This is a genomic window from Microbacterium croceum, assembly GCF_023091245.1.
In the GTDB taxonomy this organism is placed as follows: domain Bacteria; phylum Actinomycetota; class Actinomycetes; order Actinomycetales; family Microbacteriaceae; genus Microbacterium; species Microbacterium croceum.
The window spans coordinates 2,933,484-2,952,578 of the sequence record NZ_JAHWXN010000001.1 but is presented as its reverse complement, the minus strand read 5'-3'; the positions used below and the strand labels follow the sequence as shown (position 1 = coordinate 2,952,578).

Sequence of the window (19,095 nt, the reverse complement as noted above, 5' to 3'; positions counted from 1 at the left end):
CCTCACAGCGCCGATGGTACTGCAGGGGGGACCCTGTGGGAGAGTAGGACACCGCCGGACTTCTTTTAAGCAAATGGCCACCCATCGATGGGTGGCCATTTTGCGTTTTACACGAAATACAACAGGGAGCATCATGCCGGAAGAGGAACAGCGCCGTCCGCGTCGCAACGACGACAGTGGATCGCGCGGTCAGCGCCCCTCCGGTGGTCGTCCCGCATCGAGCCGGGACGGCGCTGCGCGTCGTGAGGGTGGCGGGTACAGCCGCGATTCTGCTCCGCGCCGTAATGGTGAGAACCGCTCTGGTGGCTACAACCGCGACTCTGCACCTCGTCGTGAGGGCGGAAGTTACAACCGCGACTCTGCGCCGCGTCGCGACGACAACCGCTCTGGTGGCTACAACCGCGACTCTGCCCCGCGTCGTGAGGGCGGGAGCTACAACCGTGACTCTGCTCCGCGTCGTGACGACAACCGCTCTGGTGGCTACAGCCGTGACTCGGCACCTCGTCGCGACGACAACCGGTCTGGCGGGTACAGCCGTGACTCGGCACCTCGTCGTGAGGGCGGAAGTTACAACCGCGATTCCGCTCCGCGTCGTGACGACAACCGCTCTGGTGGCTACAACCGCAATTCCGCTCCGCGTCGCGACGACAACAACCGCTCTGGTGGCTACAACCGTGACTCTGCACCTCGTCGTGAGGGCGGAAGCTACAACCGCGACTCGGCTCCGCGTCGCGACGACAACAACCGCTCTGGTGGCTACAACCGCGACTCGGCACCTCGTCGCGACGACAACCGGTCTGGCGGGTACAGCCGTGACTCTGCACCTCGTCGTGAGGGCGGAAGCTACAACCGCGATTCCGCTCCGCGTCGCGACGACAACCGCTCTGGCGGCTACAACCGCGACTCTGCCCCGCGTCGTGAGGGCGGAAGCTACAACCGCGATTCCGCTCCGCGTCGCGACGACAACCGCTCTGGCGGCTACAACCGCGACTCTGCCCCGCGTCGTGAGGGCGGAAGCTACAACCGTGACTCCGCACCCCGTCGCGACGACAACCGGTCCGGCAGCTACAACCGCGACTCTGCGCCCCGCCGCGAGGGTGGCGACCGCGATCGTGCGCGTTCGTTCCCGCAGCGCGGGGGAGCAGGCCGTGAGCGTCCGGTACAGGCGGCCAGTGAGCGTCCTCGTTCGAACGACCCGCTCATTCCCGATGATGTCACGGCCCGCGATCTGCACACGTCCGCTCGCAATGAGCTCAAGACGCTGAGCAAGGAGAACGCAGATGTCGTCGCGCGGCATCTCGCCATGGCGTCGCGTTTGATCGACGAGGACCCCGCCCTCGCTCACGAGCATGCTCTGGCCGCTTCTCGCCGTGCCGGTCGCATCGCCATCGTGCGTGAGACGCTCGGCATCACCGCCTACGCCAACGAGGACTTCGCACTGGCGCTGCGTGAGTTGCGCACATACCGTCGTATCTCCGGCAAGGATGACCAGATCGCCCTCATGGTGGACAGCGAACGCGGGATCGGACGCCCGGATCGCGCGCTCGAGACCGGTCGTGCTGTCGACCGCTCCTCACTGCCCACTCCGGTCCGCGTGTCTCTGGCGATCGCCATGTCCGGGGCGCGTCTCGACCAGGGCGACCTGGAGCTCGCGCTCGGCGAGCTCGAGATCCCCGAGCTCGACCCCGATCGCGCCTTCGAGTGGAGCCCCGCTCTCTTCGCGGCACGCGCCGCGGTCCTCGAAGACCTCGGTCGTGATGAAGAAGCGGCATTCTGGGCCCATCGCGCCGAGGTCGCCGCTGAGGCTCTCGGCGTCGACGAGGCCGGCGACGAGGAGCTCATCGTCGAGGACGGTCTGATCGAGGACGAGTTCTTCGACGTCGAGTCCTCAGCCGACGGCTCCGCAGCCGGCGACTCTGTCACCGAGCCCGAATCCGCGGACGAGGACAAGGGAGACGACGAGGACGAGGTAGCCTCCGAGGGAGTCGACACCGACGCGCTGAAGCCGGAGCCCACGGTCGAAGACGAGGTGCGCGAGCTCCTCGGCGAGATCGATGCAGATGCAGACGCCGCCGACTCCGGGACCGAGGCCACGGAGCGGGACGCGTAATGGGGCTGTTCTCCCGCGCTCGGTCCGGATCTTCCACCCCGTCCACGCCGCTCGCCGGCGTGGACACGGTCCTCGCCGATCTGGACGGGGTGGTCTACGCCGGCCCGGGAGCACTTCCCTTCGCGGTCGAGAGTCTCAACGCGGCAGGCAGGTCCGCCCGCCTCGGGTACATCACCAACAATGCGGCGCGTACCGACGCATCCGTCGCCGCGCACCTCAGCAGCCTGGGGCTCGAGGTCAGCGCCTCTGATGTCGTCACCAGTCCGCAGGCGGCGATGCGCCTCCTCGCGGGGATCCTGCCCGCGCCGGCCACGATTCTCGTGGTGGGCGGCGACGGTCTGGTGGACGAGGTCGAGAAGGCCGGGTACACCGTCACCCGCAGCGCCGAGGATGCGCCGAGCGCGGTCGTGCAGGGGTTCGCTCCCGAGGTCGCCTGGACGGATCTGGCCGAGGCCGCCTTCGCGCTGAAGGTGCCGGAGGACGAAGGCGGCATCCCCTGGATCGCCACCAACACCGACTGGACGATTCCCCGCGAGCGGGGCGTGGCGCCCGGCAACGGCACGCTCGTGTCCGCGGTGCACACGGCGATCGGCCGCTTGGCCACCGTCGCCGGAAAGCCCGAGGCGCCGATCTTCGAAGAGGCGCTCGCTCGATTCGGCGCGACCAAGGCGTTGTTCATCGGCGACCGGCTCGACACTGACATCATGGGCGCGTGCCGGGTCGGCATCGACTCCGCACTGGTGCTCACCGGGATCGACCGACCGAAGCATGTGCTGGCGGCGCCCGAGGGGTCGCGTCCCACCTACATCCTCGCTGACTTGCGCGACCTTCATCGTCCGTACCCCGAGGCCGTCGAGAAGGATGGCGTCTTCTCGGTGAACGGGGCGGCGGTGCGCGTCACCGGAGCGGATGTGGAGATCGTCGCGGAGTCCGGTGAGCAGATCGATCTGCTCCGTGCCGGCGCCGCTGCGATCTGGGCATCGGGAACGCCTGTGTTCGTCCTGCGGGTGCCGGAAAGACTCTACGAGGATCCGTTCCACCGTCCATGACGGACATCCCTCACACGCACGCTGAGCCGGCCCCGTCGTGGCGCCATCGCCTGTCCGAGGCGCCGCGTACAGTAGAAGCGTGAGTGAAGAGACGAGTGCGCCGACCGACGGCCTGTGGAGTCGTCTGCGTCTGATCGAAGGACAACCGCTGCCCGCGCGTGCCGATGCGTACTCCGCGTTGCACGACGAGCTGTCCCGCCGCCTCGACAGCGGCGCGAAGCTCGATCAGCGCGAGACTCCGGCGCCCCGATGACGCGACTCGACGCCGCCCTCGCCGCGCGGGGTATCGCCCGCTCACGGACACACGCCGCCACCCTCATCTCCGAAGGTCTCGTCAGCGTGAACGGCCGGCAGATCGTGAAGGCGTCCACCGCGGTCTCCGATGACGCCGAGATCACCGTTGCGGGTGCCGATCACTACGTCGGGCGGGCCGCGCACAAGCTGATCGCTGCGCTCGACGGGTTCGGCATCTCTGCCGCAGACCGACTGGCTCTCGACCTGGGTGCATCCACCGGCGGCTTCACCCAGGTGCTCCGCGAGCGTGGTGCCCGTCGGGTGCTCGCCGTCGATGTCGGCCACGATCAACTGGCCGCGGTCATCGCCGCCGATCCGGGTGTCGTCTCCGTCGAGGGCTACAACGTCCGATACATGACTCCCGAGAACCTGACGGGCGTGACGGGGGAGCCCCTCACTCCGGACCTCATCGTCGGCGACCTCTCCTTCATCTCCCTGGAGCTCGTGCTTCCGGCCATCGCCGCGGTGGCGAACGCCGCCGACGCAGAGGTGGACATCGTGCTCCTGGTGAAGCCGCAGTTCGAGGTGGGGCGCACTGCTGTGCGCGGGGGACTGGTCACCGACCCGACCACCCGCGCTGACGCGGTTGCTCGCACCGTCTGGAGTGCGTGGGACGCGGGGCTCGGCATGCTCGGCATCCTTCCGTCACCGATCTTGGGCACGCACGGCAACGCCGAGTATCTGGTGCATCTCGCGCCGGGCCGAGGCAGCAATCCGACAGAATGGTTGGATCGCATCAACGCGTTGGCAGGAGGACGATGAACGCGCGGAACATCCTGGTCGTCGCACACGCCGGCCGCGTCGACACCGTCGAGGCCGCCCGTCGGGTCGTGGATGCGCTACGCGGAGCCGGCGCGCGTCCCGTGCTGGCCGCTGATGACCGTACCGAGCTCGCCGCAGTGGACGCGGCCTTCGCCGACGTCGACGTCCTGGGCGCGACCGTGGACCCTGCCGACCTGGAGCTCGCGATCGTCCTGGGCGGTGACGGCACCATCCTGCGCGCGGCGGAGCTGGTGCGCGACACCGGCGCTCCGGTGCTGGGTATCAACATGGGGCACGTCGGCTTTCTCGCCGAGATCGATCGCGACGACATGGATGCCGCGGTACGCCGCGTCATCGCCCGCGACTACGAGGTCGAGGAGCGACTCGCGCTCTCCGTGCGCGTCAAGGATGCCGATGGCGCAGTCGTGTACGAGACCTGGGCGCTGAACGAGGCGACGGTCGAGAAGGCCAGCCGCGAACGCATGATCGAGGTCGTGCTGGAGATCGACGGCCGTCCACTGTCGAGCTTCGGGTGCGACGGCATGGTCATCTCGACCCCGACCGGCTCCACCGCCTACAACTTCTCTGCCGGGGGACCGGTGATCTGGCCCAGCGTCGAGGCGATCGCGGTCGTGCCGCTGTCGGCACACGCGCTGTTCGCCAAGCCGCTGGTCGTCAGTCCCGACGCCTCGGTCGCTATCGAGATGCTCGAACGCACCGATGGGTCCGGCATCCTCTGGTGCGACGGTCGGCGCTCACACGACCTCCCGCCGGGCGCCCGTGTCGTGGCCCGCCGTTCATCGCGCCCGGTGCGGCTGGCGCGACTGCACCCCACCGCGTTCACCGATCGCCTCGTGCGCAAGTTCCAGCTGCCCGTGGAAGGCTGGCGCGGGCAGGACCCGGGGAAGCAGTCATGATCGAGGAGATGCGGCTGCAGGGGCTCGGTGTGATCGCCGATGCCGTGCTTCCACTCGGGCCTGGATTCACCGCCATCACCGGAGAGACCGGCGCGGGCAAGACCATGGTCGTCACCGGTCTGGGGCTGCTGCTCGGACAACGAGCGGACTCCGGCGCCGTGCGCGCGGGGGCGTCGCAGGCCTCGGTCGCCGGAGTATGGATCGTTCCCGAGACAGGCGACGTCGCCGACATCGTGACGGATGCCGGGGGAGAGCTCGAACCCGCCGACGCCGGCAACGCGGAGCTCTACGTCTCGCGCACCCTGAGCGCCGAGGGCCGCAGTCGTGCCAGCGTCGGCGGGCGTGCGGCACCGGCGGGCGTGCTGTCCGCTCTCGCCGAAGAGCTCGTGGTGGTGCACGGACAGTCGGAGCAGCTCCGCCTACGCTCAGCCGCGGCGCAGCGTGACGCACTCGACAGGTTCGGCGGCGCTCCCATCGCCTCCGCTCTCGCCCGCTACACCGAGTCCTTCACGCGCTGGAAGGAGCTCGATTCGGAGATCGCCGAGATCACCGGCAACCGAGACCGCCGAGCCGAAGAAGCCTCCCGGCTGCGTGACGAACTCGCCCTGATCGAGGCCACGGCCCCCGAGGCGGGGGAGGACCAGGAGCTCGCGGTTCGGGCAGAGCGGCTCGCGAATGCGGAGGAGCTCCGCCTTGCAGCCTCCCAGGCGCACGCCGCGCTCTCGAACGAAGAGGACGAACCCGATGCGACCGCCGCGATCGCCGAGGCGCGACGGGTGCTGGAGCGGTCGTCCGATGCAACGCTCACCGAGATCGCCACGGTGTTGGCCGACATCGGCTATCGCATCGCCGATGCCGCGGGGCAGCTCTCGGCCTACCTCGCCGACCTCGATGAGAGCGGACCGCACGAGCTCGCCACCGTCGAGGAACGGCGTGCCGCCCTGAGCGTGCTGATCCGCGCGCACGGATCGCTCGATGACGCGATCGCGCTGTGGGAATCGGGCTCGGCCCGTCTCGCCGAACTCGACGACGACGGCGACCGCGTCGATCGCCTGATCGCGGAACGCGACGCCGTGCGCGTCGAGCTCGACGCGCACGCGGACGCACTCACGGCCGCCCGCACCGCGGCGGCGACGCGACTCGGCGCCGAGGTGACTGAGGAGCTGCACGCGCTCGCGATGCCGGATGCTCGGCTCGAGGTCTCTGTCTCCGCAGGGGCCGAGAGCGCGCACGGACGCGACGACGTCTCGATCCTGCTCGCCCCGCATCCGGGGGCCGAACCGCGCTCGGTCGCGAAGGGCGCATCCGGGGGAGAGCTCTCCCGGGTGATGCTGGCGATCGAGGTCGTCATCGCCGGCACGGATCCCGTACCCACCTTCGTGTTCGACGAGGTCGACGCCGGCATCGGCGGTGCCGCGGCGATCGAGGTCGGACGACGACTCGCCCGACTCGCCGAGAAGTCCCAAGTCATCGCGGTCACCCATCTCGCCCAGGTCGCCGCCTTCGCCACGAACCATCTCTCCGTCGTGAAAGCCAACGATGGGGCCGTCACCGCCTCGAGTGTCCGGCGTCTGGCAGGCGCCGAGCGCGAGGCGGAGATGGCTCGTCTGCTGTCCGGATTGACTGATTCGGACGCCGCCCTCACCCACGCCCGAGAACTTCTCAGTCTCGGCGCCTCCGCGAACTGTTAGGATTGAAGCCCGTGATGAACTCTTCTGTAGCGGGACCCAAGAACGACACCACGCAGCGCGATTTCACGACGAAGCACATCTTCGTCACCGGTGGTGTCGTCTCGTCTCTGGGTAAGGGACTGACTGCGGCCAGCCTGGGCAACCTTCTCACCGCCCGCGGCCTGCGCGTCGTGATGCAGAAGCTCGATCCGTATCTGAACGTCGATCCCGGCACGATGAATCCGTTCCAGCACGGCGAGGTCTTCGTCACGGATGACGGGGCCGAGACCGACCTCGACATCGGCCACTACGAGCGATTCCTCGACATCAACCTGTCCGAGGCGGCGAACGTCACGACCGGCCAGATCTACTCGCAGGTCATCGCGCGCGAGCGCCGCGGCGAGTACCTCGGCGACACCGTGCAGGTCATCCCGCACATCACCGACGAGATCAAGCGACGCATGCGCCTGCAGGCCTCCGAGGAGCCGCGTCCGGACGTCATCATCACCGAGGTCGGCGGCACGGTCGGCGACATCGAGTCCCAGCCGTTCCTCGAGTCCGCCCGCCAGCTGCGCCACGAGCTCGGCCGCGACAGCGTGTTCTTCGTGCACGTGTCGCTCGTGCCGTTCATGGGCGCCTCCGGCGAGCAGAAGACCAAGCCGACCCAGCACTCGGTCGCCGCCCTCCGCCAGGTCGGCATCCAGCCGGACGCCCTGGTGCTGCGCAGCGATCGCCCGGTGAGCGAGAGCAACCGCAACAAGATCGCACTGATGTGCGACGTCGACGTCGAGGGCGTCATCAACACGGTCGACCTGCCCAGCATCTACGACATCCCGTCGACGTTGAACGATCAGGGACTCGACTCGTACATCGTGCGTCGCCTCGGTCTCGACCAGAAGGCAGCGGCCGACGTCGACTGGACGCGCTGGAGCAAGGTGCTGCACGCGGTCCACAACCCCAAGCACGAGGTCACGATCGGCCTGGTCGGCAAGTACATCGACCTGCCCGACGCGTACCTCTCGGTGACCGAGGCGCTCAAGGCCGGGGGATTCGCGCAGGAGACCAAGGTCAACATCCGCTGGATCCCGTCCGATCTGTGCGAGACGCCGGAGGGGGCGCAGGAGCAGCTCTCGGAGCTCGACGGCATCTGCGTGCCCGGCGGCTTCGGCATCCGCGGCATCGAGGGCAAGCTCGGCGCGCTGAAGTTCGCCCGCGAGCAGGGCATCCCGACTCTCGGACTCTGCCTGGGACTGCAGTGCATGGTGATCGAGTACGCCCGCGACGTCGCAGGTATCGCCGGAGCCTCCTCGACCGAGTTCGACCCTGAGACCGCAGAGCCGGTCATCGCGACGATGGCCGAGCAGATCGAGATCCTCGACGGCGGCGACCTGGGCGGCACGATGCGCCTCGGTCTGTACCAGGCCGCTCTCGCCGAGGGCTCGCTGGCCCGCGAACTGTACGGCTCCGCCGAAGCATCCGAGCGTCACCGCCACCGCTACGAGGTCAACAACACCTACCGCGACCGTCTCTGTGACGCCGGTCTGGTGTTCTCCGGGCTGAACCCCGAGCTCGACCTCGTCGAGTACGTCGAGCTGCCGCGCGACGTGCATCCGTACTACATCGCGACCCAGGCGCACCCGGAGCTGCGTTCGCGCCCGACCGACCCGCACCCGCTGTTCCGCGGACTCGTCGGTGCGGCGATCGAGCGGCACCGCGCAAGCGAGCTGTTCGACGTCAGCGCCGATGCCTGAGTCCTCCCCGTTCGACGAACTGCGCGACGAACCGTTCGCGCCCGAGGTCGTCAGCAGCGACCTGGTCTTCCAGGGCGCGGTATGGGACGTGCGGGATGACCGTGTGCGTTACGGCGAAGGTGAGATCCGCCGCCAGTACGTCGCACACACGGGTGCCGTCGCGATCGTCGCGCTAGATGCGCAGGAGCGTGTGCTGCTCATCCAGCAGTACCGGCATCCGATCCGCCACCGTGACTGGGAGCTGCCCGCGGGGCTGCTCGATATCGCGGGGGAGGAGGCGCTGGAGGCCGCCCGCCGCGAACTCGCGGAGGAGGCCGACCTGGTCGCCGCACACTGGGAACCGCTCGTGTCGTCGTGGACGACGCCGGGGGGCAACGACGAGCTGATCCAGATCTTCCTCGCCACCGGCGTCAGCGCGGCACCTGCAGCGCATGCGCGTGAAGACGAGGAAGCCGACATCCGTGTGGAATGGGTGCCGCTCGATGCGGCCGTGGACGCGGTGCTCACCGGTCGCATGCGCAACGGCATCCTGTCTCTCGGAGTGCTCGCGACCTCGCTGAGGCTGCGCGACCGGAGCTGAGGATGCAGCTCGAACGGGCGCTCGACTCGTACCTGAGGCATGTCACGATCGAGCGAGGGCTGAGCGTGCACACAGTCTCGGCGTATCGCCGCGACCTCGGCGGGTACGTGGAGTGGTTGGATGCCGAAGGCGTGACGGATACCGCCGAGGTGACGCCGGCGATCGTCGGTCGGTTCATCGCGGAGCGCGCCGGTGCCGAACCGCCGCCGGCAGCATCCAGCCTTGCCCGGCTGCAGTCCTCTGTGCGGGGGTGGCATCGCTTCCTGGCGCGTGAGGGCATCGAGGACGACGATCCGAGTGGTCGGCTGCGTCCGCCAAAGTCGCCCCGACGGCTCCCGAAGGCACTGACCATCGACCAGGTCGAACGTCTCCTGTCCGCCCCATCTCCCGAGGAGCCGCTCGGCATCCGCGACCGAGCGCTGCTCGAGCTGCTGTACGCGACGGGCGCGCGAGTGTCGGAGGCGGTGGGACTCGACGTCGACGACCTCGCCCACGGTGATGTGCTGCGGTTGCGCGGAAAAGGCTCGAAGGAGCGCATCGTCCCGATCGGCTCCTATGCCCGCTCCGCCGTCGATGCCTATCTGACCCGGGTGCGTCCGCAGCTCGCTGCAGCAGGGCGTTCGTCTGCGCGACTGTTCCTGGGCGCGCGGGGAGCGCCGCTCTCCCGGCAGAGCGCGTGGCTCATCATCCGCGCCGCCGCGGAGCGCGCGCAGATCACCGCCGAGGTGTCGCCGCACACGCTACGGCACTCCTTCGCGACGCACCTCCTGCAGGGCGGCGCGGACGTGCGCGTGGTGCAGGAGCTCCTGGGGCACGCGTCGGTGGCGACCACGCAGATCTACACGCACGTGTCTGTCGACACGCTGCGCGACATCTACGCCACCTCGCACCCCCGCGCCCGCTGAGCCCGGCACGCCCGGGTGGTGGTGACCGCCGCGCGCCGGAAGGACTCGGACAGGGGTGGCCGCTACAATCGATCAAGCACGAAGGAGCAGGAGAATCGGTGGCTGAGAAAGCGGCAAAGTCCAGGGCGAAGGCACAGAAGGCCGACGAGACACCCCTCGGACCGACCGGTCGTCCCTATCACGGGTTCGCGACGCCTCCGCCGCTGAAGTCCCACGGCCCGGCGCGCATCATCGCCCTGTGCAACCAGAAAGGCGGCGTCGGAAAGACGACGACGTCCATCAACCTCGCTGCGGCTCTCGCGGAGTACGGGCGCAAGGTGCTCGCGGTCGACTTCGATCCGCAGGGCGCGCTGTCGGCCGGTCTCGGCATTCCGACGCACGACGTGCCGACGATCTACGACCTCCTGCTCGACACGAAGCGCGACGCGCACGACGCGATCGTGCACTCCAGCGTCGAGGGTCTCGACGTCATGCCCGCGAACATCGACCTCTCCGCAGCTGAGGTGCATCTCGTCAACGAGGTCGCCCGTGAGACGATCCTCGCCCGGGTGCTCCGCCAGGTTGCGGGGGAGTACGACGTCATCCTGGTCGACTGCCAGCCCTCGCTCGGCATCCTCACGGTGAACGCGCTCACCGCGGCGCACGGCGTGATCATCCCGCTCGAGTGCGAGTTCTTCGCGCTGCGCGGCGTCGCGCTGCTGATCGAGACGATCGACAAGGTGCGCGACCGCCTCAACCCCTCCATCACCATGGATGGGCTGCTGGCGACGATGTACGACCCGCGCACGCTGCACTCGCGCGAGGTGCTGGAGCGCGTGGTCGAGGCGTTCGGCGACGACGTGCTCGAGACCGTGATCGGCCGCACCGTGAAGTTCCCGGACGCCTCGGTCTCGGGGGTGCCCATCACCGAGTTCGCGCCGGAGCACGCCGCCGCCCAGGCATACCTGCGGCTGGCGCGGGAGCTGGTCGCCCGTGGCGCCGTCGCCTGACGAGAGCACCCCTGAGGCCGACACGGCCGTCGCTTCCGTGGCCTCCGTGCAAGACGCGCCGGAGCCCGCCGCCGACGGATTCCGCGTCTCCCTGTCGAACTTCGACGGGCCCTTCGATCTGCTGCTGAACCTCATCTCCAAGCACGAGATGGACATCACAGAGGTGTCGCTCAGCGCTGTGACCAACGAGTTCATCGCGTACCTCAAGGAGCTCGATGACGACGAGGAGCTGGACCAGGCGTCCGAGTTCCTCGTGGTCGCCGCGACTCTGCTCGACATGAAGGTCGCCGGGCTCCTGCCGCAGGGCGAGCTCGTGGACGCCGAAGCCGTGGCGCTGCTCGAAGCGCGCGACCTGCTGTTCGCCCGGCTGCTGCAGTACCGTGCCTTCAAAGAGGTATCGGCGTGGTTCGCCCGGTGCCTGCAGCGTGAGGATCGTCGCCACGTGCGCGCGGTGCGGTTGGATGAGAAGCACCGCCGCAAGACGCCGGAACTGGTGTGGTCGCTGAGCGTCGAGGACTTCGCCGCCCTCGCCCTGCTCGCCTTCGCCCCCAAGGAACTGCCGCACGTCGGCCTCGACCATCTGCACGCGCCGCTGGTCAGCATCCGCGAACAGGCGGCGATCGTCGTCACCCTGCTTCGCAGCGCCGAGTCCGTCAGCTTCCGCGAGCTCGTCGCGGGGGTGAGCGAGCCCGGGATCGTGGTGGCCCGTTTCATCTCGGTGCTGGAGCTGTACCGCCATGCGGCGCTCTCTTTCGAACAACTGGAACCGCTCGGCGAGCTGACGCTCCGCTGGGCAGCCGACACCTGGTCGGACGAGACACTGGCGAGCCTGGGAGCCGACTATGACCGATGACACTTCGACAGGCTCAGCGACCGCGAGCGAAGACACCGTCCGCGACACCCCGCTCGCCGAGCGCATCGAGGCGATCCTGCTGATCATCGACGAGCCCATCGGGCTGGTCGCGCTGGCGGCCGCCGTCGGATCGCCCGTGCCCGCCGTGCGGCAGACGATCGAGACGCTGGTCGAGGACTACGACGGGCGCGGCCACGGTCCGCGCCGCGGGTTCGAGCTGCGCGAGGTCGGCGGCGGGTGGCGACTGTACGTCCGCGACGACCATGACGACCTGGTCGCCGAGTTCGTCGGGGGACAGGCGCCGGCCCGACTCTCGCAGGCAGCGCTCGAGACGCTCGCGGTCATCGCGTACAAGCAGCCGGTCACGCGCAGCCAGGTCGCCTCGATCCGTGCGGTGAACGTGGACTCCGTCGTCCGCACGCTCCTCGCCCGCGGCCTCATCACCGAACTCTTCGCCGACTCCGAGACCGGCGCGATCAACTACGGCACGACCGATGCGCTGTTGCAGCACCTCGGCATCAACTCGCTCGACGAACTCCCCCCGATCTCCCCTCTGCTCGACGATGGCGCCGACGGCTTCGACGAGGGCACCATCCGATGACCGGTTTCCATGAAGGGACCCACCCGATGAACGACTCCGAGAACCCCGACGCTCCCGAAGGCGTCCGACTCCAGAAGGTGCTGGCTGCGGCCGGAGTCGCCTCTCGACGCGTCGTCGAGCAGTACATCGTGGAGGGGCGCATCCGCGTCAACGGCGTCACCGTGACCGAATTGGGCCGTCGCATCGACCCGGAGACCGACAAGGTCGACGTCGACGGCAGCGCGATCCAGCTCGACGTCTCCAAGCGCTACGTGATGCTGAACAAGCCGACCGGCGTCGTCAGCAGCATGCGTGACGAGAACGGCCGGCCCGATCTGCGCCGCTTCACCGAGGACTACGAAGAGCGCCTCTACAACGTCGGTCGCCTGGATGCGGACACCAGCGGACTCCTCATCCTCACCAATGACGGCGAGCTCGCGCACGTGCTCGCCCACCCGTCGTTCGGCGTCACCAAGGTCTACATCGCAAAGGTCGAAGGCACCGTCACCGCGCAGACGATCGCGAAGCTGACCAAGGGCATCGAGCTCGAAGACGGCGAGATCGCGGCCGACAAGGCGCGGCTGCTCGACACATCCCGCGACTCCAGCCTGGTCGAGCTGACGCTGCACTCGGGCCGCAACCGCATCGTGCGACGGATGCTCGCCGCCGTCGGGCATCCTGTCTCCGAACTGGTGCGTCGGCAGTTCGGTCCGCTGCACCTGGGAACGCTCCCGGCGGGGAAGACCCGGGAACTGAGTAAAGTTGAACTCGGCGCGCTTCTGACCTTGTCGCGCCGTGATTCCGGTGTCGCCGAGGCGCCAGGCGAGCAGGAGAACGAGTGACCGATACGAGCGTGCCCTCCGGGCGGCAGGGGGTGTCCGTCGTGCCGCGACTCTCGGGCACCGTCCGCGTCGTCGGCGCGGGCCTGCTCGGCGCCAGCATCGGCCACGCGCTGCGTGCCAAGGGCGTGGATGTCGTGCTCACCGACTCATCTCCTGCGCAGCTGCGTCTCGCGATCGACTACGGCGCCGGGCGCGCAGCGGCGGACGACGACCGGCCCTCGTTGATCGTGGTGGCCGTGCCGCCCGACGTGACCGCCGATGTGATCGAAGCCGAGCTCGCCCGCTTCCCCGACGCTGTCGTCACCGATGTCGCCAGTGTGAAGCTGGAGCCGTTCCGAGAGCTGCAGTCGCGAGGCGTTGACCTCGCGCGCTACATCGGGTCCCACCCGCTCGCGGGTCGTGAGCGTGGAGGAGCGATCTCCGCGCGTGCCGACCTCTTCATCGGACGCCCGTGGGTGGTCTGCCGCGACGGCGAGACCGCTGCAGCCGACCTCGCACTGGTGGAGGCACTCGCCCTCGATGTCGGCGCGATGCCCCTCGAGATGACGCCGGAGGAGCACGACCGGTCCGTCGCGCTCACCTCGCACGTGCCGCAGGTCGTCGCGAGTCTGCTCGCCGGTCGTCTCGCCGAGGCCGAGGAGGGCGCGCTGCGCCTCTCCGGTCAGGGCGTGCGCGACACCACCCGCATCGCCGCCTCCGCTCCGGAGCTGTGGGTGCAGATCCTCGGCGCCAACGCCGGTCCGGTGGTGGAGATCCTGGATTCCCTCGCCGCCGACCTGCGCGAGGTCTCCGATGCGCTGCGCGAGCCGACCGCTCCGGGAGCGCGGCGCGTGGTCGCCGAGACCATCCGACACGGCAACGACGGTGTCGAGCGTCTCCCCGGCAAGCACGGCCAGAACCAGCGCTTCGAATCGCTCATCGTCATGGTCGACGACAGAGCGGGACAACTCGGTCGCCTCTTCGGCGACCTTGGTGACCTCGGCGTCAGCGTCGAGGACCTGCGCCTGGAGCACTCTCCCGGCGCCCAGTTCGGCCTCGCCGAGATCAGCGTCGAGCCGGCCGCCCTGCACGGCGCCATCTCGGGCCTGCAGGAGCGCGGCTGGCGGATTGCGGGGACCACGAATGACTGACCCTTCGACACGCGCAGGGGCCCACGCGGCGACAACCGCGGGAGCCCAGGCCACCACCGACTTCATCGCGATCGACGGCCCCGCCGGATCGGGCAAGTCGAGCGTCTCCAAGGCCGTCGCGCGCGCGCTCGGCTTCGGCTACCTCGACACGGGCTCCGCGTACCGCGCGCTCGCCTGGCACGTGCTCGACCGCGGGGCGGACACGGCAGACGCCGACGCCGTCATCGCGGCAGCATCCGACTTCCCGGTGCGTCTCGGACTCGACCCCGACGACCGCACCGTGCGTGTGGGCGATGTCGATGTCACCGACGCGATCCGCGAGCCGCGGGTGTCCGGCGCTGTGAGCGGTGTCGCCCGCGTTCCGGAGGTACGCGCGCAGGTGAACGAGCTGTTCCGCACGCTCGTCGCCGAGGCGCCGTATCCTGCCGTCGTCGTCGAGGGCCGTGACATCACCACGGTCGTCGCTCCCGATGCGCCCGTGCGCATCCTGCTCACCGCGGCGCCCGAGGTGCGCGCCGCCCGACGCGCCGGCGAGCTCGCCGGCGAGAACGCGGATGCCGTCGCCGCTGCCCTGCACAAGCGTGACGCCTCCGACAGCGCCGTCGTCGACTTCCTGAACGCCGCAGAAGGCGTCGAGGTCGTCGATTCGACGGAGCTCGATTTCCCCCAGACCATCGACGCCGTGCTCACGGTGATCGAACGACTCCGAGGAGCACACCGTGGCTGACGACGAATACGAAGGCGGCCCTGACCAGCTCGCCGAGAAGATGGAGCAGCTCGATGAGCAGCTCGCCGAGCAGCGCGCGGAGACCCTGCGCGCAGGTCTCGCCGATTACGACCTGGACGACGAGGATGCCGCGCTCCTCGCCGGCATCACGATGGGCGAGGACGGCATCCAGTTCATGCCGGCGCTGCCCGTCGTCGCGATCGTCGGACGGCCGAACGTCGGCAAGTCCGCGCTGGTGAACCGCATCCTCGGCCGTCGCGAGGCCGTCGTGGAGGACACCCCCGGTGTCACCCGCGACCGCGTGACGTACAAGGCCGAGTGGGCGGACCGCCGATTCTCGCTCGTCGACACCGGCGGGTGGGAGCCCGACGCCCGCGGCATCGACCGCTCGGTCGCGATGCAGGCTGAGGTCGCGATCGATCTCGCCGACGTCGTGTTGTTCGTCGTCGACGCGATGGTCGGCGCCACGTCGACCGATGAGCACGTCGTGAAGCTGCTGCGCAAGAGCGGCAAGCCGGTGTTCCTCGTCGCGAACAAGATCGACGACGCACGCCAGGAGCCGGAAGCCGCAGCCCTGTGGAGCCTCGGTCTCGGTGCGCCGCACCCGGTGTCCGCGATCCACGGTCGCGGTGTCGCCGACCTGCTCGATGCCTTGCTGAAGAAGCTTCCCGAGATCTCTGCCGTCGCGAAGGCCGAGATCGGTGGACCGCGCCGCGTCGCGATCCTCGGTCGCCCGAACGTCGGAAAGTCCTCGCTGCTGAACAAGGCGGCGGGCGAAGAGCGCGTCGTCGTGAACGAGCTCGCCGGCACCACGCGCGACCCGGTCGACGAGATCGTGGAGCTCGGAGGCAAGCTGTGGCGCCTGGTCGACACGGCCGGCATCCGTCGTCGCGTGCACATGGCGCAGGGCGCGGACTTCTACGCCTCGCTGCGTACCTCTGCCGCGCTCGAGAAGGCGGAGGTCGCCGTCGTGGTGCTCGACGTCTCCGAGACGATCAGCGAGCAGGACGTGCGCATCATCGACCTGGTGCTGGAGTCGGGCCGCTCGCTCGTGCTCGCGTTCAACAAGTGGGATCGTCTGAACGACGACGACCTCGAGAACGCCGACCGTCGTCGTTACCTCGAGCGCGAGATCGAGCAGGACCTCGCGCACGTCGCATGGGCGCCTCGTGTGAACATCTCGGCCAAGACCGGTCGTCACCTCGACAAGCTGGTGCCGGCGCTCGAGACCGCGCTCGAGAACTGGGATCGCCGTATCCCGACGGGCAAGTTCAACGCGTTCCTCGCTGAGCTCGTGGCCGAGCACCCGCACCCGCTGCGTGGTGGCAAGCAGCCGCGCATCCTGTTCGGCACACAGGCCTCGACGCGTCCGCCGACGTTCGTGCTGTTCACCACCGGGTTCCTCGACCCGGGGTACCGCCGGTTCATCCAGCGCCGCCTGCGCGAGCTGTACGAGTTCGACGGCACCCCGATCGTGATCAACATGCGGGTGCGCGAGAAGCGCCAGCGCTGACCTGTTCCGGTCTATGACCGTCCGGATGCCGTGTCGCCGATGCTGTGAAAGGCTGGGGGAGTGACGATCGTTCCTCCAGCCCCCGGTGAGCCCCGTCGTCCTTCGGGGCCGCGTGATCCGGGCGATGCCTGGGTGATCGCTGATTCCGGTGAGCGGTACTGGGGGCGCTTCGGCGCCGCCGGTCTGCTGGTCGTGGACGCCGATCGCGGTGTGCTGCTGCAGCACCGGGTGGCGTGGAGCCACTTCGGCGGCACCTGGGGTCTGCCCGGTGGTGCGCTGCATGAGGGCGAGAGCGCCATCACCGGTGCGCTGCGCGAGGCGCAGGAGGAAGCCGGTGTGCCCGACGGTGCGGTGCGTCCCCGGCTGACCAGTGTGCTGGACCTCGAGATCTGGTCGTACACGACCGTGATCGCCGATGTGCAGGTGCCGTTCGATCCGGTGATCAGCGACCCCGAGAGCGTGGCCCTCGAATGGGTGCCGATCGACGAGGTCGATGCTCGGCCGCTGCACCCGGGGTTCGGGAGTGCGTGGCCGACGTTGCGTTCTCTGCTCGCTGTGCGCCCTTCGCTCGTCATCGACGCCGCGAACGTGGTGGGTTCGGTGCCGGATGGATGGTGGAAGGATCGCGCCGGTGCCGCCGGACGTCTGCGTGCAGAACTCGCCGGTCTTGCAGCGCCGGCCGACGCGTTCGGGGTGGGAGGCACGCAGTGGTTCCCACAGGTCGCGCTCGTCGTCGAAGGTCAGGCCCGTGCCCTGGAGGATGCGGCTGACGGCATCGACGTCGTCCGCGCGGCAGCGTCGGGTGACGATGCGATCGTCGAAGAGGCGTCACGACGGGTGGCCGGGGGACAGGCCGTGCTCGTCATCACAAGCGACCGCGGACTCCGCGCCCGTGTCGAGGAGATCGGTGTCCGCGTGCAATCCGCCGGCTGGTTGCGCGGCCTGCTCTCGGACTGAGCTCGCGCTCGGTTCCGCTCAGACGAACATCACTCGTCGTGGTTGCCGGTCCTGATACTCGTTGCCCAGCGGACTGATCCAGACGATGCTCCCGTCAGAGCGCGCATGAGCGCTCCATCGGTGTCGCTCATCGATGTCGGGATGCTTGAGCGCATGATGACCTGTGCAGAAGTGGCTCAGGTTGTCGAGCCTGGTTCTACCGCCTCTGGCATGGTCATGGTTGTGGTCGATCTCGCAGCGGTGCACCGGCATGCGGCATCCGGGGAATCGGCAGTGCTGGTCGCGGGCGCGGAGGAACCGGCGCATCCCCTCGGTCGGCGTGTAGGTGTCGGCCTCGGTGACCATGCCCTCGGCGTCGAGAAAGAGCCTGCTCCAGCCGGTGTTGCGCCCAGCGAGCTCCCGGGCGATGTCGGGGTGGAGGGGGCCGTGGCCGTCGAGCTCGGCCATGCGATCATCGATGCCGGCGAGTGCGGTGGCGGCGACGGTGACCTGGATGCGGGCCTGGATGTTGTCGAGTCCGCTGCCGTGCGCCTCGTCGGGGTCTGAGGCGAGCAGGAGGTCGGTGAAGACGTCTGCGCGGATCTGATCGAGTGTGCGGGTATCGGCGGGGAGGTGCTCGACGTCATCACTGTGCGCGGGGTCGTCGAGGGGATCGGTGAGTCCCGCGAGCGGATCGGTCGTGAAGGTGTCAGACTCGCCGAAGATCGCGAACGAGGGATCGTCGAGCGCGATGTCTTCGGGGCGAATGAGGTCTTCTGCGTCCGGCTCGAGGGGGTCGAGGATAGGCACCCGTTCGGCGCGCGTGCGAGTGATCTGCCGAGCCAGCTGCGTGAGCCGATCTTGGATCGCCACGGCGAGCTCTTCCGGGAGCACGGCGGTCAGCAGGGCGAGACCGTCGTCGAGTGAGCGCACCTGCACGCACCGCTCCTCTGCGGCGCGCGCATGGCGGTCTCGGATCGACTCGCCGACGAGTGCGGCGGCGACCTGGCGCGCATGCGCGCGCGTCCGTGCTGGACTGTCTTCCTCGGCGACGACGAGGACCGCGGTCTCGAAGAGGGCGAGCGTCGTGGCATCCACCCGGCCGTTGCGCACCGCTTCGCTCACGAGGGCTCCCGCCCGGGCGATCTCGCGCACGTGGGCGGCGGTGATCGCTCCTCGGGTGAACGCCTCGCGCACGGCAGGGAAGTAGTCGTTCAGCGCCTGCGCATCAGCGAATGCGAACTCGATGGACCCCTTCGAGACGTGTCCGGCCGCCGAGTATTCCGCGATCATCGACCGGTAGATCGCGTCGCGGTGGTAGGGACTCTCAGTGACATCGTCGTCGTGGATACGTGCCCGCTCGCTGAGCAGCGCCGCCGAGGCGGCTTCCAGCGTCGCGATCTGCCTCCGGACCTCGAGCCACTCGTCGAGGAGTCGACGGCGCTCCTCGGGGTCGTGGTGCGGATCGGTAGTTTCGGACATGATCC

The 19,095-nt window shown here is 69.0% G+C and carries 18 protein-coding genes; 17 read left to right on the top strand and 1 reads right to left on the bottom strand.

Annotation, left to right across the window (positions count from 1 at the left end):
• The first annotated feature begins 133 nt into the window (after nucleotides 1-133).
• From KZC51_RS14025 to KZC51_RS13945, 17 genes are all read left to right on the top strand, one after another.
• Nucleotides 134-2,110, top strand: a complete 1,977-nt coding sequence (locus KZC51_RS14025) for a primosomal protein (protein WP_247630555.1) — start codon at nucleotides 134-136, stop codon at nucleotides 2,108-2,110.
• Nucleotides 2,110-3,159 (top strand): HAD-IIA family hydrolase, encoded by a 1,050-nt coding sequence (locus KZC51_RS14020; RefSeq protein ID WP_247630554.1) that lies wholly within the window; start codon nucleotides 2,110-2,112, stop codon nucleotides 3,157-3,159. The genes KZC51_RS14025 and KZC51_RS14020 overlap by 1 nt, the downstream gene beginning before the upstream one ends.
• 79 nt (nucleotides 3,160-3,238) lie before the next feature.
• Nucleotides 3,239-3,412: a hypothetical protein gene (locus tag KZC51_RS14015; RefSeq protein ID WP_170198050.1), complete on the top strand. Its 174-nt coding sequence runs from the start codon at nucleotides 3,239-3,241 to the stop codon at nucleotides 3,410-3,412.
• On the top strand, nucleotides 3,409-4,215 hold the full coding sequence (locus KZC51_RS14010; RefSeq protein WP_247630553.1) for a TlyA family RNA methyltransferase: 807 nt from the start codon (nucleotides 3,409-3,411) through the stop codon (nucleotides 4,213-4,215). The genes KZC51_RS14015 and KZC51_RS14010 overlap by 4 nt, the downstream gene beginning before the upstream one ends.
• Nucleotides 4,212-5,132, top strand: coding sequence for an NAD kinase (locus tag KZC51_RS14005; RefSeq protein ID WP_247630552.1), 921 nt, complete (start codon nucleotides 4,212-4,214; stop codon nucleotides 5,130-5,132). Before KZC51_RS14010 ends, KZC51_RS14005 begins: the two co-directional genes overlap by 4 nt.
• Nucleotides 5,129-6,823 (top strand): DNA repair protein RecN, encoded by a 1,695-nt coding sequence (gene recN / locus KZC51_RS14000; RefSeq protein ID WP_247630551.1) that lies wholly within the window; start codon nucleotides 5,129-5,131, stop codon nucleotides 6,821-6,823. Before KZC51_RS14005 ends, recN begins: the two co-directional genes overlap by 4 nt.
• A gap of 14 nt (nucleotides 6,824-6,837) precedes the next feature.
• A complete protein-coding gene (pyrG, locus tag KZC51_RS13995; protein ID WP_247630550.1) occupies nucleotides 6,838-8,553 on the top strand; it encodes a CTP synthase in 1,716 nt (571 codons plus the stop codon).
• Complete coding sequence (locus KZC51_RS13990) at nucleotides 8,546-9,133, top strand: NUDIX domain-containing protein (RefSeq protein ID WP_247630549.1); 588 nt, start codon at nucleotides 8,546-8,548, stop codon at nucleotides 9,131-9,133. Before pyrG ends, KZC51_RS13990 begins: the two co-directional genes overlap by 8 nt.
• Nucleotides 9,134-9,135: 2 nt before the next feature.
• A complete protein-coding gene (gene xerD / locus KZC51_RS13985; protein ID WP_247630548.1) occupies nucleotides 9,136-10,038 on the top strand; it encodes a site-specific tyrosine recombinase XerD in 903 nt (300 codons plus the stop codon).
• Between the two features lie 98 nt (nucleotides 10,039-10,136).
• Entirely contained in the window at nucleotides 10,137-11,027 is an 891-nt protein-coding gene (locus tag KZC51_RS13980; protein WP_247630547.1) for a ParA family protein, read from the top strand.
• Nucleotides 11,011-11,880 (top strand): segregation and condensation protein A, encoded by an 870-nt coding sequence (locus KZC51_RS13975; protein ID WP_372491790.1) that lies wholly within the window; start codon nucleotides 11,011-11,013, stop codon nucleotides 11,878-11,880. The genes KZC51_RS13980 and KZC51_RS13975 overlap by 17 nt, the downstream gene beginning before the upstream one ends.
• The gene (gene scpB, locus KZC51_RS13970) at nucleotides 11,870-12,481 is read left to right on the top strand and encodes an SMC-Scp complex subunit ScpB (RefSeq protein ID WP_247630546.1); all 612 of its coding nucleotides are present in this window, start codon (nucleotides 11,870-11,872) and stop codon (nucleotides 12,479-12,481) included. Before KZC51_RS13975 ends, scpB begins: the two co-directional genes overlap by 11 nt.
• A gap of 26 nt (nucleotides 12,482-12,507) precedes the next feature.
• Nucleotides 12,508-13,302 (top strand): pseudouridine synthase, encoded by a 795-nt coding sequence (locus KZC51_RS13965; protein WP_247630545.1) that lies wholly within the window; start codon nucleotides 12,508-12,510, stop codon nucleotides 13,300-13,302.
• On the top strand, nucleotides 13,299-14,432 hold the full coding sequence (locus KZC51_RS13960) for a prephenate dehydrogenase (protein WP_247630544.1): 1,134 nt from the start codon (nucleotides 13,299-13,301) through the stop codon (nucleotides 14,430-14,432). Before KZC51_RS13965 ends, KZC51_RS13960 begins: the two co-directional genes overlap by 4 nt.
• A complete protein-coding gene (cmk, locus tag KZC51_RS13955; RefSeq protein ID WP_247630543.1) occupies nucleotides 14,425-15,159 on the top strand; it encodes a (d)CMP kinase in 735 nt (244 codons plus the stop codon). Before KZC51_RS13960 ends, cmk begins: the two co-directional genes overlap by 8 nt.
• Before the next feature lie 40 nt (nucleotides 15,160-15,199).
• Complete coding sequence (gene der, locus KZC51_RS13950; RefSeq protein ID WP_247630657.1) at nucleotides 15,200-16,672, top strand: ribosome biogenesis GTPase Der; 1,473 nt, start codon at nucleotides 15,200-15,202, stop codon at nucleotides 16,670-16,672.
• Nucleotides 16,673-16,732: 60 nt separating this feature from the next.
• Nucleotides 16,733-17,629, top strand: coding sequence for an NUDIX domain-containing protein (locus KZC51_RS13945; protein ID WP_247630542.1), 897 nt, complete (start codon nucleotides 16,733-16,735; stop codon nucleotides 17,627-17,629).
• Between the two features lie 18 nt (nucleotides 17,630-17,647).
• Here the strand turns inward: KZC51_RS13945 and KZC51_RS13940 are convergent, their stop codons facing one another.
• Nucleotides 17,648-19,090, bottom strand: coding sequence for an HNH endonuclease signature motif containing protein (locus tag KZC51_RS13940; protein WP_247630541.1), 1,443 nt, complete (start codon nucleotides 19,088-19,090; stop codon nucleotides 17,648-17,650).
• Nucleotides 19,091-19,095 lie beyond the last annotated feature (5 nt).

Coding starts and splice junctions, on each gene's coding strand:
- KZC51_RS14025 (WP_247630555.1), top strand. CDS start 134: ATGCCGGAAGAGGAACAGCGCCGTCCGCGTCGCAACGACGACAGTGGA.
- KZC51_RS14020 (WP_247630554.1), top strand. CDS start 2,110: ATGGGGCTGTTCTCCCGCGCTCGGTCCGGATCTTCCACCCCGTCCACG.
- KZC51_RS14010 (WP_247630553.1), top strand. CDS start 3,409: ATGACGCGACTCGACGCCGCCCTCGCCGCGCGGGGTATCGCCCGCTCA.
- KZC51_RS14005 (WP_247630552.1), top strand. CDS start 4,212: ATGAACGCGCGGAACATCCTGGTCGTCGCACACGCCGGCCGCGTCGAC.
- recN (WP_247630551.1), top strand. CDS start 5,129: ATGATCGAGGAGATGCGGCTGCAGGGGCTCGGTGTGATCGCCGATGCC.
- pyrG (WP_247630550.1), top strand. CDS start 6,838: ATGAACTCTTCTGTAGCGGGACCCAAGAACGACACCACGCAGCGCGAT.
- KZC51_RS13990 (WP_247630549.1), top strand. CDS start 8,546: ATGCCTGAGTCCTCCCCGTTCGACGAACTGCGCGACGAACCGTTCGCG.
- xerD (WP_247630548.1), top strand. CDS start 9,136: ATGCAGCTCGAACGGGCGCTCGACTCGTACCTGAGGCATGTCACGATC.
- scpB (WP_247630546.1), top strand. CDS start 11,870: ATGACCGATGACACTTCGACAGGCTCAGCGACCGCGAGCGAAGACACC.
- KZC51_RS13965 (WP_247630545.1), top strand. CDS start 12,508: ATGAACGACTCCGAGAACCCCGACGCTCCCGAAGGCGTCCGACTCCAG.
- cmk (WP_247630543.1), top strand. CDS start 14,425: ATGACTGACCCTTCGACACGCGCAGGGGCCCACGCGGCGACAACCGCG.
- der (WP_247630657.1), top strand. CDS start 15,200: ATGGAGCAGCTCGATGAGCAGCTCGCCGAGCAGCGCGCGGAGACCCTG.
- KZC51_RS13940 (WP_247630541.1), bottom strand. CDS start 19,090: ATGTCCGAAACTACCGATCCGCACCACGACCCCGAGGAGCGCCGTCGA.